The organism is Bradyrhizobium sp. USDA 4011, from assembly GCF_054063415.1.
Map to the genome: position 1 here is coordinate 4,557,435 of NZ_JBSSGG010000001.1, position 14,455 is coordinate 4,571,889.

Genomic DNA, 14,455 nt, shown 5'->3' on the forward strand with positions numbered 1-14,455 from the left:
ACCTCCGATGCCGATCCGGCTTAACCTAATCTCATCATGCTTTAGAGCCTTCCCGTTCCGATGGAATCGGAACGGGGCTCTAGGTTCTTGTCTTGACGCGTTCTCTTCACGCGAACCGGTATCCACTTCGCTCGAAAACGCTCTGATCATAGCCGTGCGCTCGACTGCTCCGCCGCCAGCAGGAACGACAGCAGCGAGCGCATCTCGGCGGGCTTGATCGGCTTCTTCAGCAATTCGTGGCCGAAGGCCGAGACGTCGGAGGCGGCCTTGGCCGAGTAGTCGGCGGTCACGATGATCGCCGGAACCTTGGCGTTGATCTCGCCGCGGATCACGTCGACGGCCTGGATGCCGGTCTCGCCATTGTCGAGGTGCAGGTCGGCGATGATGGCGTCGGGGATGCCGTCCAGCGCGTGGATGCGCTCGAGCGCCTCGGTCTTGGAGATCGTCACGGCGACGTCGCAGCCCCATTTCTCCAGCAGATGGGCGAGGCCCTCGGCGCTCGAGAGGTCGTTCTCGATCAGCAGGATCTTCGCGCCCTCCATGCCGCCATAGCGATAGTCGACGCTGGCCTGTTCGCGCACGGGGATCGCAACCGGATCGAGGGTGCGGGGCACGGTGACCGAGAACACCGAGCCCTTGCCGGCGCGTGAACTCAGCCTGATGTCATGACCGAGCAGGTCGGCAAACCGGCGCACGATCGAAAGGCCAAGCCCGATGCCGGCCTTGTCGCCTCTGCCGGCGTCCCCGCGCTGAAACTCGACGAAGATGGCTTCGCGCTGGGCTTCCGGGATACCCGGCCCGGTGTCATGCACCTCGATGCAGATGTCGTCGCCCTTGAGGCGGCACCCCATCAGTACGGTGCCGCGCTGGGTGTAGCGCAGCGCATTGGCCACAAGGTTCTGCAGGATGCGGCGCAGCATCAGCGGGTCGGAGCGGACCACCGCGGACGACGGCATGATCTTGAAGCCGAGGTTGCGCTTGGCGGCGGTTGCCACGAATTCCTGCTCCAGCGGCTCGAACAGCGAGGCGATCGCGACCGGACCGAATTCGGGCCTGAGCACACCGGCATCGAGCTTCGAGATGTCGAGCAGCGTCCGCAACATGTCCTCGAGCGTCGCCAGCGAACGGTCGATCTGGTCGGTCAGCGCGACGCTCTTGGATTCGTTGGCCATCTCGGTCAGCGCGGACAGCGTCAGCCGCGCCGCATTGAGCGGCTGCAACAGGTCGTGCGTCACCGAAACCAGCACCGATGATTTCAGCGAGCTTGCCGCCTCGGCCTGCTGCTTGGCCTGCAGCAGGCGTCCGTTGGTCTTTTCCAGCGATTGCAGCGCCTGCTTGAGCTGCTGGGTGCGGTCACGCACCTGCTGATCCAGCGCGATGGCGGTCTCGAACAGCGAGAAGGCATTGAGCTGCTGGTCGGTCGAACGTTCGACGCGCGACATCAGCGCCGCGTTGATCTTGCGCAGCTTCTCGGCTTCGCGTTCGAGGGCCGCAATGCGCGTGGTCGTGCTGTCGGTCATTGCGGGGCGACAGCCCGCTTGCCGATGGCGATGCCGGTCAGCGTCTGGTTGACATGCATGGAGCGATACTGCTCGCCATAGGTCTGAAAGCCAATCACTTTGTTGCGGCGATAGAGCTCCGACATCTCCCGCGACAGCTGGCGTTGCTCGACATCGAGCCGGCGCAGCACGCATTCGAAGCCGATGAACATCGAGACCTCGCCGAGCTCCTCGGTCAGCTCCTGGAGCAGGCGGCTCGTCACGTCGATCGGGTCGCGCTCGCGCGCCACCGTCAGCACCATGCCCTCGTCGATGGCGCAGAAGAATTGCAGCGACCCGTCCGGATTGGTCCGCTGGATCGACCGCGCGTAATAGGCGCCGCCGACGCGCACCAGGACCGGATGCGCGGCGAACGAGAACAGTTCAAGCTTGCTGTCGCTGAGGCCGACGGCACGCGAATATTCCATCGCGGCGGGCTCGGCATTCAATTCCTTGACGATACGGTGCTCGATGTCGGCCTCGGTCACCACCATCTTGGTCAAGGTCGGCTCGAAATGGTCGCATTTGAAGGTGCGGAACGGCAGCCGCGTCCGGATCAGGATCAGGACGGCAGCGTCGGTAAAGGCTTCGCCGCCGTAGAAGATCCACGACTTCTCGAAGCGCAGGCCATCGCCGGCGGAGCCGCCGACCACCGGAATGTCGCCGAGCGATGCGTAGATCGCCGACATGATGGTTTCCTCGCGCTGGCACATGCCGTCGATGAAGAGCAGCCCGAAGGAATCGTCGGTGTGATCGCAATGCTCGGTGCGTTGCGCGAATTCGTTCTGCAACTCGGTGCACATCGAGCGGCCGTGATCGACCCGGAATGTCGCGAGATCGAACAGCGGCCGGGCCGCGATGACGAAATCGGCGGCGTTGAAGCCCATCGCGACGACGCTGTCCTCATCCCAGCCGCCGGGCGACAATTCGCCCGCCGTGGTGCAGCCGAAGATCGGAACGTCGGGCATCTGCCTCGACAGTTCGGCAATGAATTCCTTCGGGTCATAGAACGGCGACACGAACACCACGAGCATGGCGAGATCAGCCGCCGCCAACTGGCGCGCGATCTCGTCGGCGGCTTCCTGCGGCCCGTTGGTCTTTGCCTGCACCACGACAATACTGTCGGTGGCGCTGCCGTTCTGCTTCGCCAAAGGCGTTCTCCCTGACCAGAATTTTTTGCTTTTCTTGGCGCGGCCGGTTGAAGCCGCGCGGGCCGTAAGGGCATCCGGGCCAAGCCGCGATGGTTCGCGGTCCGCCCTGGCCTTTATGTTCTAGGTCGTGAGGGGGATGTCATGGGCCGCGCGGCTTCGCCGGCAGCTACGCACGCCGCAAGCGCCAACGGCGCCGTTCGACGCGATGACATGGGACACCTCCCGATGTGTTCTCCCGGCCCGGGCAGGGACAGGTTTGATCGGTTCTAAACTATCGGGCCGGATCGGCGCGTCAATCCGCAAGCCTACCGCCTTTGCCCGACCAAGGTAGTACCGGGCAGCCGCTGCCCATTTACCGGGCCTTATCGATTCTGCCTTAGTTTTGCCCTCCGGGGGCTGGGGCGGGTTGCTGCCGGACCCCGCGTGGTTTTCAGAATGAAGACGGGGGTTGGAATGCCGGGACTGAAGCGATCGTTGTCGATCAGATTCCCAACCCTCAGATTCCGCGCCAAGATCATGCTCGGCTTTGCCGTCACGCTGGCGCTGTCGGCGGCCACCATGGGCTTTGCCTATATGGGCTTCGAGCGGGTCTCCGCCGGTGTCGGCTCCTACCGCCAGAGCGTCGCGGAAGCCGACCTCGCCCGCAACATCGATCGCGAATTGATCTCCTACCGTTCGCTGGTGCGCTACTACGTCGCCACCGGCAAGGAGGACGACGCCAAGGCCGCGCTCGCCGCCGAGGCCAGCCTGAAGGATGCCATCGTGGCGTCGATGAAGGGCACCAGCAATCCAGCCCGGCTCGAGCAGATCACCAAGCTGGAGCGCGAATTCCGCGCCTTCACCAAGATTTTTGCCGAGATCGTCCGCATCAAGGACGAGAGCGCGCAGACCGCGCAGAACAGACTGGTCCGCAGTGCGACCTCGATGCGCTACAAGCTCGACGATCTGCCGAGCAATGCCGACGATTCCGAGCTGCAGTCGATCCAGTTCGGCGCCAAGAAGGTCGCCGACCAGCTGCAGTCGATCACCGGCGCCGTCAACACGTTCGTCGTCAACGGCGACAAGACGGTCGCCTCCAGCGCGCTCGCCCGGCTGAAATTCGCCGACAATCTCGTCAAGGGGATCACCTCGAAGGACGAGCGGATCGCCCAGGGCGTGAAGGACATCACCGGGTTGCTTGAAGAGTACCGCGAGGCGCTGGCCAAGCTGATCGCGAATGCGAAGTCGATCGACGAATTGACAGTCGAGATGACGGAATCCGCGGCCGCCATCAGCCAGGGTGCGGCGGCGATGAAGTCCGACCTGCTCGCCGACCAGAAGCGGCTCGAGAACGAATCGCATTCCATGATCGGCGAGACCGAGCAGCTGATCCTGATGCTTGCGGCCGGCAGCTTCGTGCTCGGACTGGTGTGGGCCTTCCTGCTCGGCAAGGGCATTTCGCGCCCGATCGCGGCGATGTGTGCGGCGATGCGCGAGCTTGCGGCCGGCAATTTCGACGTGGTGCTGCCGGGCCTCGGCCGTCGCGACGAGCTCGGCGAGATGGCCGGCGCCGTCGAAGAGTTCAAGGTCCAGGCGGTCGCCAAGGCCGAGCGCGATGCCGCGACCCAGGAAGCGCAGAACAAGGCGAGCGCGGCCGTGCGGCGCGCCGAGTTGATCCGCTTCGCCGATGAATTCCAATCCGCCGTCGGCTCGATCGTCTCCAATGTGTCGGCTTCCGCCGTGCAGCTCGAATCCGCGGCAGGCACGCTGACCCGCACTGCCGAGACCACGCAGAACCTGTCGAGCCAGGTCGCCGGCGCCTCCGAGGAGGCCTCCAGCAACATGCAGTCGGTTGCTTCCGCGACCGAGGAGCTGTCGGCGTCGGTCGACGAGATCGGGCGCCGCGCCAAGGAATCCAGCCAGATCGCCGATTCCGCCGTGCGTCAGGCCGAGCAGACCGACGCGCGGATCGGCAAGCTCTCGCGCGCCGCGCAGGAGATCGGCGACGTGGTCAAGCTGATCACGGCGATCGCCGAGCAGACCAATCTCCTGGCGCTGAACGCCACCATCGAGGCTGCGCGCGCCGGCGATGCGGGCCGCGGCTTCGCCGTGGTCGCCGCCGAGGTGAAGTCGCTGGCGAGCCAGACCGCGAGAGCCACCGACGAGATCTCGACCCACATCTCGGGCATGCAGGCCGCGACGCAGGAATCGGTTGCCGCGATCAAGGAGATCGGCGGCACGATCGGGCAGATCTCCGGGATCGCGACCAACATCGCGAGCTCGGTCGAGCAGCAGAGCGCGGCAACGCAGGAGATCGCGCGCAGCGTGCAGAACGTCGCGCAGGGCACCCAGGAAGCCGCCTCCAGCGTCACCCAGGTCAACCGCGGCGCCACCGAGACGGGAGTCGCATCTGAAGAAGTGCTGAACTCGGCCCGCTCGCTGTCGGTCGAGAGCTCGCGGCTGCGCGAGGAGCTCGACCGCTTCATGGCGAACATCCGCGCGGCGTAGACCCACAAGTGTCGTCCCGGCCCGGGACGACACCGTCGGTTGGCGAGACGACGGGGTTAATCCCGTCCGAACAGGTGCTTCAATTCGACCTTGGCACGCTCCAGCCGTGAGCGCTCGGGCTTCGGCAGCGTCTTGCCGGCGCGGTTGATATAGAAGGTGAGCATCGACAACGCGGAACGATAGGCGCCGCTCTTGCGGCGCGTGCTGTGCTCGGCGGATGTTTTCAGCGATGATGCGATCTTCTTCGCGCTCGTCTGCTTGAACACGCCGCGCTTGAGGTCGAGCGCATCGCTCTCCTTCGTGACCCGCTGCGACCAGCGCTTCGTCGTCGTCTTGCTCGCTCCGCGCTTGCGGCGTGTCATGCTGGCGGATCGTGCGGCCGACCTCCTTGCTGGTTTTCCCGTTGATTTTCTTGCCGTCTTGCGCGTGGCTTTCTTGTGTGCGGCCATCAATTCCTCCGTGGCTGTAGAGCCGAAAACCGTCCGCCGCAATCGCGGTTCCTATGCCGCATTGCGGGAACCCTTGCCGAGCTGCGGCGTTGACATCGCGTGGCGGGCACTCGTTTGCCGCAATCCTGGGAAAGAGCACCTTGGAACACAGCGCTTCCGGGGTGTTTCCCATTGGTCCATTCTGATGACACTGCAGCGGACACAGTTGAGTTCTGCGACGACGCACGAGGCGATGACTCCAGTCACGCCGAATGACGACCGCATCATCGAGACCTCGATTCCCCTCCGCCTCGACAACCTGCGCTGGAGCGGCTTCCACACCCGCGTCGTGCTGGCGCTTGGCATCACCTGGATTCTCGACGGGCTCGAAGTGACGCTGGCCGGAGCGCTGTCGGGCGCGCTGAAGGAGAGCCCGACGATGAGCTTTTCCAACGCCGATGTCGGGCTTGCCAGCAGCGCCTATCTCGCCGGCGCCGTGCTCGGCGCGCTCGGTTTCGGCTGGCTCACCGACCGGATCGGCCGCAAGAAGCTGTTCTTCATCACGCTCGCGCTCTATCTCTCGGCGACGGCCGCGACCGCGCTGTCGTGGAATGTCGCGAGCTACGCGCTGTTTCGCTTCCTCACCGGCGCCGGCATCGGCGGTGAATACACCGCGATCAATTCGACCATCCAGGAGCTGGTGCCGGCGCGCTATCGCGGCTGGACCGATCTTGTCATCAACGGCAGCTTCTGGATCGGCGCCGCGATCGGTGCGGTGAGCGCGATCGTCCTGCTCGATCCTGCGTTGCTTGCGCCGGATCACGGCTGGCGGATCGCGTATTTCACCGGCGCGGCGCTCGGCCTGGTCGTGCTGTTGATGCGGATGTGGATTCCGGAAAGCCCGCGCTGGCTGATGATCCATGGACGCCCCGAAGAAGCCCACAAGATCGTTGCCGATATCGAGACCTCCGTGCTCGGTCACGAACAGCCGAGCGAGAGCTTCGAGAAGATCAAGCTGCGGATGCGCCATCACACGCCGCTGCGCGAGGTCGCGGTGACCTTGTTCTCCACCTACCGGCAGCGCTCGCTGGTCGGGCTCGCGCTAATGGCCGCGCAGGCATTCTTCTACAACGCGATCTTCTTCACCTTCGCGCTGATCCTGACCGATTTCTTCGGCATCGCCGCCAGCCATGTCGGCTGGTACATCCTGCCGTTCGCCGCCGGCAACTTCCTCGGGCCGCTGCTGCTCGGCCGCCTGTTCGACACGCTGGGCCGCCGCACCATGATCGCGCTGACCTATGGCATCTCGGGCGTGCTGCTGGCGCTGTCCGGCTACCTGTTCTCGATCGGCGCGCTCAGCGCGCAGACCCAGACCATCGCCTGGATGGTGATCTTCTTCTTCGCCTCGCCGGCGGCGAGCGCCGCCTACCTCACCGTCAGCGAGACGTTTCCGTTGGAGGTCCGGGCGCTTGCGATCGCCGTCTTCTATGCTGTCGGCACCGGCATCGGCGGCGTGATTGGACCGGCGTTGTTCGGCGTGCTGATCGACACCGGATCGCGCAACAGCGTGTTCGCCGGCTACCTTCTGGGGTCGGCACTCATGATGGTCGCCGCAGCCGTTGCATGGCGCTATGCCATCGCGGCCGAGCGAAAATCGCTCGAATCTGTCGCGCGACCGTTGGCATTTGTGGAGTAGACTATGACGAAGCATGAATTGGCCGAAATGCCCCTGGATGACGACATCGCCCCCAATGCGACGACCGGCAGCGTGTCGGCGCCGGCATCGCTGATTCCGCCGCTGGATCGCACCGCGGTGCTGCTCGACATCGACGGCACCTTGCTCGATTTCGCGCCGACCCCGCGTGAGGTCTGGGTGCCGCCGGAGCTCGCGACCACGCTGAAGCAATTGCATGAGCGCACTGGCGGCGCGCTGGCGCTGGTCAGCGGCCGTTCGCTCAACGACATCGACCTGATCTTCGCGCCGGACCAGTTTCCCGCGGTCGGCGGCCATGGCGCCGAGATGCGGCTGCAGCCGGACAGCGAGGCGGTCGCCGCGCACGCGCCGCCGCTCGACAAGGAATTGAAGCGCCGGCTCGCCGCGATCGCCAAGCTCAGCCCCGGCATTCTGCTCGAGGACAAGGGCTATTCGCTGGCGCTGCACTATCGGCTGGCGCCGCAGGCGGAGAGGGCGATCTATGAGGCGGTGTCGCTGATCCGCGCCGAGCTGCCGAATGCGCCGATCGAGGTGCTGCCGGGCAAGAGCGTCTGCGAGATCAAGCATTCGGGCTTCACCAAGGCGACCGGCGTGCTCGAGCTGATGACGCATGAACCCTTCAAGGGACGCCGCCCGTTCTTCATCGGCGACGACGTCACCGACGAGACCGTGTTTGCGATCATGTCGGATTTCAACGGTCTCGCGTTCTCCGTCGGCCGCCGCGCCACCGGCGTCGCCGGACATTTCGACGGGCCGAGCGATGTGCGCGCGTTTCTCGCGCAACTGATCGACGACGATAGGGACGGCAGCCTGTCCTAACCAAATCATCAGCATCGCACGTCGCGCGGCGCATTTGCCGAATGCGGTCGTTTTGCGTCGTGGCGGACGTCTCGCGTGAATTTTTCTTTTCGCGAGTTCCCGCGAGTTCCTTCGCGCTTCGCCAGAATTCGGTTTCAATTGGGAGATTCCTTGATCCGGAACCATCTTGATGAATGGTTGTTAATACGCGAGTTGACCAACAGGAGGGGACCGGGTGAACCTCGTCGTCGTATCGAACCGCGTCTCGCGCGGAAAACCCAATGAACCCATGACGGGGGGGCTGGCTGCGGCCTTGTTGCCGGTGGTGGAAAAGACAGGGGCAATATGGGTTGGTTCCAGCGGACGTGTCCGCGACGGGAACCACAAGGAACCTTTTGCAGAGGTCGAAGCTCTCGGCGCTGGCGCGCTGGCGATGCTCGATCTGCCGGCCGCGCACTATGGCGGCTACTACGAAGGCTTTGCCAATTCGGCGCTGTGGCCCGCGATGCATTCGCGCGCCGACCTGATCCGTGCCTCGCACGAAGACTATAAGAGCTATCGCGAAGTGAACGCGTTCATGGCGCGCGCGTTGTTGCGCTTCCGCAAGCCTGATTCCGTGTTCTGGATCCAGGATTATCATTTCCTCGCGCTCGGCGCCGAGCTGCGCGATCTCGGCGTCACGCAGCCGATCGGCTTCTTCCTGCACACGCCTTGGCCGGCGCGCGCAGTGATCGCGGGCGTGCCCAATCATCGCGAGCTGATCGAGGCGATGCTGTCCTATGATCTGATCGGCTTCCAGACCGATGAGGACCGCGAGAACTTCCTTAGCTACGTGCAGAACGATCTCGAATTCGCGGTGCGCGACGGCGTGATCAATTCGTCGTTCGGCCGCACCCGCGCTGCGGTGTTTCCGATCGGGATCGATCCCGGGAAGTTCGCGCAGCAGGCGACCAAGGCGATGATGCATCCCGACGTGACGCGGCTGCGGCGCAGCCTCAATGGCGAGAAGCTCGCAATCGGCGTCGACCGGCTCGACTATTCCAAAGGCCTCGTCAACCGCATCAAGGCATTTGACAAGATGTGGACGTTGCACCCGAACCTGAAGCGTTCGGTGTCGCTGCTGCAGATCGCAACGCCGTCGCGCGGCGCGATCGAGGCCTATGGCAATCTCGCGAGCGAGGTCGCGAAGCTCGTCACCGACGTCAACGGCGTGCATGGCGAGGTGGACTGGACTCCGATCCGCTACCTCAACAAGGGCTTTGGCCAGGGCGTGCTCGCAGGCCTCTATCGCACCGCGCAGGTCGGCGTGGTGACGCCGCTGCAGGACGGTATGAACCTCGTCGCCAAGGAATATGTCGCGGCCCAGAATCCGGCCGACCCCGGCGTGCTGGTGCTGTCGAAATTCGCCGGTGCCGCGAACGAGCTCGACGCCGCGTTGCTGGTCAATCCGCATGACATCGACGGCATGGCGCGCACCTTGGCAACGGCGCTCGCGATGCCGCTGACCGAGCGGCGGATGCGCTGGGAAGCCATGATGAAGAAGCTCAACAGCGGCACCATCCAGCAATGGTTCGCCGATTTCATCGAGGCGCTGCAGGATACGCACAGTGCGGGTGCCGCGGCGCTGCCGGAGCCAAGCCTGTGGCCGCGCCGCACGGCGGATCTCGCCGCGCGATATCACTAGTCGTATCGCATAGCAGCATTGGCGCGCTTGCTCGCCGGGACGACAATGAAGGTGCGGCACGGCCTTGGAGGACTCGCATTCTCGCGACATGATTTGTCCGAGCTCTGCATTTCGTCTCGTCGCCCTGCGAACAGCGGGCGCAAGGAAAGCCCGGGCGCCGATCGCACTCATGGGCCCCGAGCAAAGGTCGACAGCCGGATGCGCCGGGGCGCGCATTTGCACACCTAGGCGTGACGAGGAGCGGCCGATCGATTGCATGGCGTGATTTGCGCCGATCTTGACCGGCCAGCGGCCAAAATCGCGCGCGGTTGCAAGCAAGGCCGCCGGACGGGGCTACGGGCGCCGCCAATTTGCCCAGTATTTTCAACTAATTGGGGAAATTTCGCAGTCCGGCCGCACGCCCCTTGCAAAATCCGCCTCGGCCCTTCAAGAGAGGCCTCCCGGAGAGATGGCCGAGTGGCTTAAGGCGCACGCTTGGAAAGCGTGTGTGCGGGAAACCGTACCGTGGGTTCGAATCCCACTCTCTCCGCCATTTGCACGATTTTGTACGCCAGACTGCGATTTCCCGCGATGTCATGCGCTAGATGACAGCGCTTTAGAGTTGACTGAAACTCCCTCCGCCACTTTGCTTCCGTCCAGCTCCAGGATTAAGGTAACCGATCGCAGCTCCACGTGAGACAACCCCGCGCCGAACGGATTGTCGAGAGGGTTGCAGGCCGAACTGTGCGAGATCGTGCTGCATGAAGCCCAGCAACCAGATGCTTCCGTCGATCTCCGTTCTGAAGAGGCGTCGGCTGCGCGGCAAGGCCGCGAGTTTGCTTTCCATTGATTTACGTCAAACTGAAGCAAATCCATCACCGCTAAACGGACTTATCCGAAAGCCCCGGGGGCGCGATATGATGGCCGTTTGCCTGAAGCCGCTGATGATCGTCAGTCTGATCGCTGTTTTCGCTGCGGCCGCTCACGCTGAAGATGCCGATGTCGGCAAGGTCGAATTTCAAGCCTCGTGCGCAAGCTGCCATGGCGTGGATGGAAAGGGCAGGGGACCCGTCGCTCAGCAGTTGAAGGCGCCGCCTGCCGATTTGACGGCGTTGGCCAAGAACAACAACGGGGTCTTTCCTATAACCGCCGTTTATGAAGCCATAGACGGGCGAAGAGCAATTTCCGCGCACGGCACGCATGAGATGCCGATTTGGGGGGAACGATACAATCCCGTTAAAAGCTTGCCTCACATTGTCGATCCGGCCTACGACGCGCTCGATCCTTCCCGGGATCTGCGGGAGGTCGTCGTGCGAACACGAATCCTCGCCGTTATCGATTATCTGAACCGCATTCAGCAAAAGTAGCGACCGTGAAGGCGTTCGGGATCGTCGTGCTGCCGACGCTGCTCGGCCGCGGCGACGCGATCTCCTGCAATGGATGAGCGGCAGCGCTGTGTGCGCGACGGCCGCCGCGCGCAACATTGATCCCCATCAAGGCCGCTGCGAGCAAAGTCGTTAGTGGTCATATGGAAAGTGGAGGATCAATGATGACCAGCATAGTGCTTGATGCCCAGCAAATTCAGAGCGCCCCGGCTCCCGTTCGCCTCTGGCTGGAGCAGCAGATATCGGCGGCTCTCGGTCCAAGGCCGGCACCCGGAGCGTCGTCGCCGCACCTGGTTGCTTGCACTGGAGCTCAGGCAGCGAACCTTCTCAGTCGCATTAGACAGGTGCCGTTTGCTGTCGAAGTGTTCTTCGGGCTCGCCCATCCCGAGCTCTCCTTCGGCGATCCGCCGGTCGTGACGTTCCGTCTCCTCGATCTTCAGCGTCGTGCTGGTTTGGAGAATATCACCAAGCTCCTCGAATGCCTCGACCTCATCAACCGGGCGTTCGCCGAGATGTGTGACGATCCTGCCGCGCGGTTCTGTGATTTCGATGCCGCCGGGCACTGCTCGATCCTGCCAGCCACCCAGAACAGTATCGCTGCATTGTGGAAGGCACTCATTACGGCGGAGAGGCCTGGCGTGCTGCCAATCACCGCAGCCGAATAGTGCGGGGCGGGCACGAGATGAACCCGAAAGGGCCCTGCCGCAGGCTGGCGAGGAAGTGGGCCGGCCGCCTGTCGGCATCCATGGTGATCATGACGTGGATGCTCCTGCTGTGGCCCGGACAGGTGCCAGCAGGAGAAATCCGGGATGTGCAGACACTTGCGCCTCTGGTCGGGAAGATCATCCAAAGTGTCGTCGGCATAAAAGCCACTACGGAGACAGCGGCGATTTCCCGGTCGATCGACACGGGGCCCGGGCTTCCCAATGGTCCGCCTTCCACGACGAAGGATGTGTATGGTGCGGGCGTCATCATCAAGGCGGAGCCCGGATTGATCGTGACGAGCAATCATGTGGTCAGCGGCGCCAAGACACTTTCGGTCCGATTGCCGGACGGACGCCAGCTTGACGCCAGGTTCGTGGTGGCCGACGAGCGATATGACCTGGCGATGCTGAGGATTTCGGCATCGGGCCTGACCGCAGCCCGCATCGGTCGATCGATCGACGCAGAGCCCGGGGATTTCGTCCTTGCGGTCGGCGGCTCTTCGGGGCTCACTCAAAGCATTAGCTTCGGTATCGTCAGCGCTCTGCATCGTTCATGGCCCGGCATCCCTTGCCAGGATCTCATTCAGACCGACGCCCTGCTGGATCGCGGCAGTGCAGGCGGGCCGCTGTTCAATCTGCGGGGCGAAGTGATCGGCATCGTTGCCGCCAGCACCGGCGAGACCGAATCCGAGCGCGCCTTTGCGATTCCCTCGGATGCCATCGATCGCCTCTTCATTAGGATGAACTAGGTATTCAGTTCGATCCGTGGATCGATTTGAAGCCGTTTGATCCGCTGACTGATTGGTGGCCGCGCTGCGATCGCCGCCGAGAGATCAGTAGACCATGATCGGCGTTTCCAGCAGGTGATCGTTCACTGCAACGACACCGGGGATTGCCTCCGCGGCAATCCGGATCGCCGTGCGCTCGGCAGCGGATGGCGCATATCCCCACAGGTCGACGACGCCGTTCTGTACGGTCGCGGTCAGATTGAAGGTGTGTGCCCATGGTTGCTCGCGAAGCTCGCCGAGTAATTTCTTCCTGATAGCGGAATCGGTGGGTGATATCTCCAACTTCGGCCGGGCGCTCGCGACGGCCTGCAGCAAGTTGGCCCGGCTGACGATGCCGAGGAGGTGGCCGGCTTCATTGACGATGGGGACGCGCTTGATGCCATGGTTCTCGAGCAGCATCGCAATTTCATGCAGAGGTGTCTCCGGCGCCGCGGTCACGACCTTACGGGTCATGATGTCCGCTATCTTGACAGCATGGGACTTCACGTAGTCGGACGCCATTTGCGCGTCGCCGACCAGAAGTCGCAGCCACCACGAATACGGGCGCTCGGTGCCGGCTTCGGTCCGATGCATCAAATCGCTTTCCGTGACGATTCCGACGAGTTCGCTGTCCTTGCCCACAACAGGAACGGCGCTGATGCGGTGCTGGAGCAGCAGGGAAGCAACCCGCTGCACCGTTGCGTTGGAGTCCACCGTGATGACGGGTGACACCATGACGTCGCGCGCTTGCATGATCGTGCTCTCCGTAGACGGGAAGATGTCACATTCTGCGGGATCTCGCGCAGGGGTGATTTGACCCCGATCAATCGGTCTGGAGTTTCCTGGCCGTAGAGAGGACTCGTTGAAGCGGAGGATGTCGAGATGGCGGGAATTCCAAGGAAGGCGCTCGTGCTTGTCGGAGACGGTCGCAAGGCGCTGTTGCTCCGCAACGAAGGCGACGATCGGTTCCCCAACCTGAAGGCGGGGGCTGTCTTCGAAGATCAGAACCCGGCGACGCATCTGCAAGGCACGGACCGCCCCGGACACTTCGTAAAGGGGGTCGTCTCCGGTCAGCGGGGAGCCGTCGAGCCGACGAACTGGCACGAGCTCGAGGAGTATCGGTTCACAAGGCGAGTTGCGCGGGCTGCAGAGGCCATTGTCCGGAGTGGAAGAGCGACGGCGCTTGTCATCGTCGCTCCACCGCGTACTCTGGCACAGCTTCGAGCGACACTCGCTGCCGATGTCAGGCGCGACATCATTGCGGAGATTCCCAAGGATTTGACCAGGCTTCCCGTCGGGGAAATTGAAAAGCACATTGTGGAAGCGCTTGCGTCGCCCACACGATAGCCACTGTACGGCCGACTGTGTCTCAAGAGGAGCGAGTTCAAGACTAAGTCCGTCTCGTCGTATAAAACAGCCAGATTGCGACAGCGGCCCGCAACACCGACATTATCCGCCCGATGAGCATTGTGTTTGCCCGTTCTTCGATGCTTGGCCGGATGGCGCTTGCTGAAACGACAACAGCCGAATGAATTATGGTCGCTATCGTAACGTACGCCGTCAGCAAAATCGCAGTCTGCGGAAGCAATGGCCGTGCCTCATCGATGAAGGTTGGAAAAATCGATAGATAGAACACACCGGCCTTGGGATTGAGCAGATTGGTAATCAAGCCCCTGAGAAAGAATTTGGTGTTCGCCGTCGCAGTTCGCCGAATGGTCTCGCGGCGAAAACCAGCGGCTACAAAAGCTGCACGGCTTATTGATCCAGATCAGCCTGACCTTCCATTTTTGATCGATGCTGGCAGACACCAAGCTCTGGGG

At 63.2% G+C, this 14,455-nt stretch carries 13 protein-coding genes and 1 tRNA gene; 9 read left to right on the top strand and 5 right to left on the bottom strand.

Annotated elements, in window-relative coordinates:
• Positions 1–146: 146 nt before the first annotated feature.
• Both ACVW1C_RS21345 and ACVW1C_RS21350 read right to left on the bottom strand, forming a co-directional pair.
• Entirely contained in the window at positions 147–1,520 is a 1,374-nt protein-coding gene (locus ACVW1C_RS21345; RefSeq protein ID WP_456760093.1) for an ATP-binding response regulator, read from the bottom strand.
• Positions 1,517–2,689: an FIST N-terminal domain-containing protein gene (locus ACVW1C_RS21350; protein WP_456760094.1), complete on the bottom strand. Its 1,173-nt coding sequence runs from the start codon at positions 2,687–2,689 to the stop codon at positions 1,517–1,519. The genes ACVW1C_RS21345 and ACVW1C_RS21350 overlap by 4 nt, the downstream gene beginning before the upstream one ends.
• 453 nt (positions 2,690–3,142) lie before the next feature.
• Between ACVW1C_RS21350 and ACVW1C_RS21355 the strand changes: the two genes are divergently transcribed.
• On the top strand, positions 3,143–5,176 hold the full coding sequence (locus ACVW1C_RS21355; RefSeq protein ID WP_456760095.1) for a methyl-accepting chemotaxis protein: 2,034 nt from the start codon (positions 3,143–3,145) through the stop codon (positions 5,174–5,176).
• A 56-nt stretch (positions 5,177–5,232) separates the two neighbouring features.
• Here ACVW1C_RS21355 and ACVW1C_RS21360 read toward each other — a convergent pair whose 3' ends face one another.
• Positions 5,233–5,625 carry a DUF3175 domain-containing protein gene (locus ACVW1C_RS21360; protein WP_456760096.1) on the bottom strand — a complete coding sequence of 131 codons (393 nt, stop codon included), beginning with the start codon at positions 5,623–5,625 and terminating at the stop codon, positions 5,233–5,235.
• A 232-nt stretch (positions 5,626–5,857) separates the two neighbouring features.
• Here ACVW1C_RS21360 and ACVW1C_RS21365 point away from each other — a divergent pair, with 232 nt between their 5' ends.
• The 7 genes from ACVW1C_RS21365 (at position 5,858) to ACVW1C_RS21395 (ending at position 12,617) form a co-directional block, all read left to right on the top strand.
• Complete coding sequence (locus ACVW1C_RS21365; protein WP_456760097.1) at positions 5,858–7,300, top strand: MFS transporter; 1,443 nt, start codon at positions 5,858–5,860, stop codon at positions 7,298–7,300.
• 3 nt (positions 7,301–7,303) lie between these two features.
• Entirely contained in the window at positions 7,304–8,137 is an 834-nt protein-coding gene (gene otsB, locus ACVW1C_RS21370; protein ID WP_456760098.1) for a trehalose-phosphatase, read from the top strand.
• A 214-nt stretch (positions 8,138–8,351) separates the two neighbouring features.
• Complete coding sequence (locus ACVW1C_RS21375) at positions 8,352–9,800, top strand: trehalose-6-phosphate synthase (RefSeq protein WP_456760099.1); 1,449 nt, start codon at positions 8,352–8,354, stop codon at positions 9,798–9,800.
• Positions 9,801–10,242: 442 nt separating this feature from the next.
• Positions 10,243–10,332 (top strand) — tRNA-Ser (locus tag ACVW1C_RS21380).
• 208 nt (positions 10,333–10,540) lie between these two features.
• The gene (locus ACVW1C_RS21385; RefSeq protein ID WP_456760100.1) at positions 10,541–11,146 is read left to right on the top strand and encodes a c-type cytochrome; all 606 of its coding nucleotides are present in this window, start codon (positions 10,541–10,543) and stop codon (positions 11,144–11,146) included.
• Positions 11,147–11,328: 182 nt separating this feature from the next.
• Entirely contained in the window at positions 11,329–11,829 is a 501-nt protein-coding gene (locus tag ACVW1C_RS21390; protein ID WP_456760101.1) for a hypothetical protein, read from the top strand.
• 17 nt (positions 11,830–11,846) lie between these two features.
• A complete protein-coding gene (locus ACVW1C_RS21395; protein WP_456760102.1) occupies positions 11,847–12,617 on the top strand; it encodes a S1C family serine protease in 771 nt (256 codons plus the stop codon).
• 84 nt (positions 12,618–12,701) lie between these two features.
• Here the strand turns inward: ACVW1C_RS21395 and ACVW1C_RS21400 are convergent, their stop codons facing one another.
• A complete protein-coding gene (locus ACVW1C_RS21400) occupies positions 12,702–13,388 on the bottom strand; it encodes a CBS domain-containing protein (protein ID WP_456760103.1) in 687 nt (228 codons plus the stop codon).
• Between the two features lie 129 nt (positions 13,389–13,517).
• Here ACVW1C_RS21400 and ACVW1C_RS21405 point away from each other — a divergent pair, with 129 nt between their 5' ends.
• On the top strand, positions 13,518–13,982 hold the full coding sequence (locus tag ACVW1C_RS21405) for a host attachment protein (RefSeq protein WP_456760104.1): 465 nt from the start codon (positions 13,518–13,520) through the stop codon (positions 13,980–13,982).
• 43 nt (positions 13,983–14,025) lie between these two features.
• Here the strand turns inward: ACVW1C_RS21405 and ACVW1C_RS21410 are convergent, their stop codons facing one another.
• Positions 14,026–14,394, bottom strand: a complete 369-nt coding sequence (locus tag ACVW1C_RS21410) for a LysE family translocator (protein WP_456763133.1) — start codon at positions 14,392–14,394, stop codon at positions 14,026–14,028.
• Positions 14,395–14,455: the final 61 nt, after the last annotated feature.

What these genes read in the sequence shown, in the direction of transcription:
- ACVW1C_RS21355 (WP_456760095.1), top strand. Translation starts at nt 3,143, where the DNA reads ATGCCGGGACTGAAGCGATCGTTGTCGATCAGATTCCCAACCCTCAGA.
- ACVW1C_RS21365 (WP_456760097.1), top strand. Translation starts at nt 5,858, where the DNA reads ATGACTCCAGTCACGCCGAATGACGACCGCATCATCGAGACCTCGATT.
- ACVW1C_RS21385 (WP_456760100.1), top strand. Translation starts at nt 10,541, where the DNA reads ATGAAGCCCAGCAACCAGATGCTTCCGTCGATCTCCGTTCTGAAGAGG.
- ACVW1C_RS21405 (WP_456760104.1), top strand. Translation starts at nt 13,518, where the DNA reads ATGGCGGGAATTCCAAGGAAGGCGCTCGTGCTTGTCGGAGACGGTCGC.
- ACVW1C_RS21395 (WP_456760102.1), top strand. Translation starts at nt 11,847, where the DNA reads ATGAACCCGAAAGGGCCCTGCCGCAGGCTGGCGAGGAAGTGGGCCGGC.
- ACVW1C_RS21360 (WP_456760096.1), bottom strand. Translation starts at nt 5,625, where the DNA reads ATGGCCGCACACAAGAAAGCCACGCGCAAGACGGCAAGAAAATCAACG.
- ACVW1C_RS21345 (WP_456760093.1), bottom strand. Translation starts at nt 1,520, where the DNA reads ATGACCGACAGCACGACCACGCGCATTGCGGCCCTCGAACGCGAAGCC.
- ACVW1C_RS21390 (WP_456760101.1), top strand. Translation starts at nt 11,329, where the DNA reads ATGACCAGCATAGTGCTTGATGCCCAGCAAATTCAGAGCGCCCCGGCT.
- otsB (WP_456760098.1), top strand. Translation starts at nt 7,304, where the DNA reads ATGACGAAGCATGAATTGGCCGAAATGCCCCTGGATGACGACATCGCC.
- ACVW1C_RS21400 (WP_456760103.1), bottom strand. Translation starts at nt 13,388, where the DNA reads ATGCAAGCGCGCGACGTCATGGTGTCACCCGTCATCACGGTGGACTCC.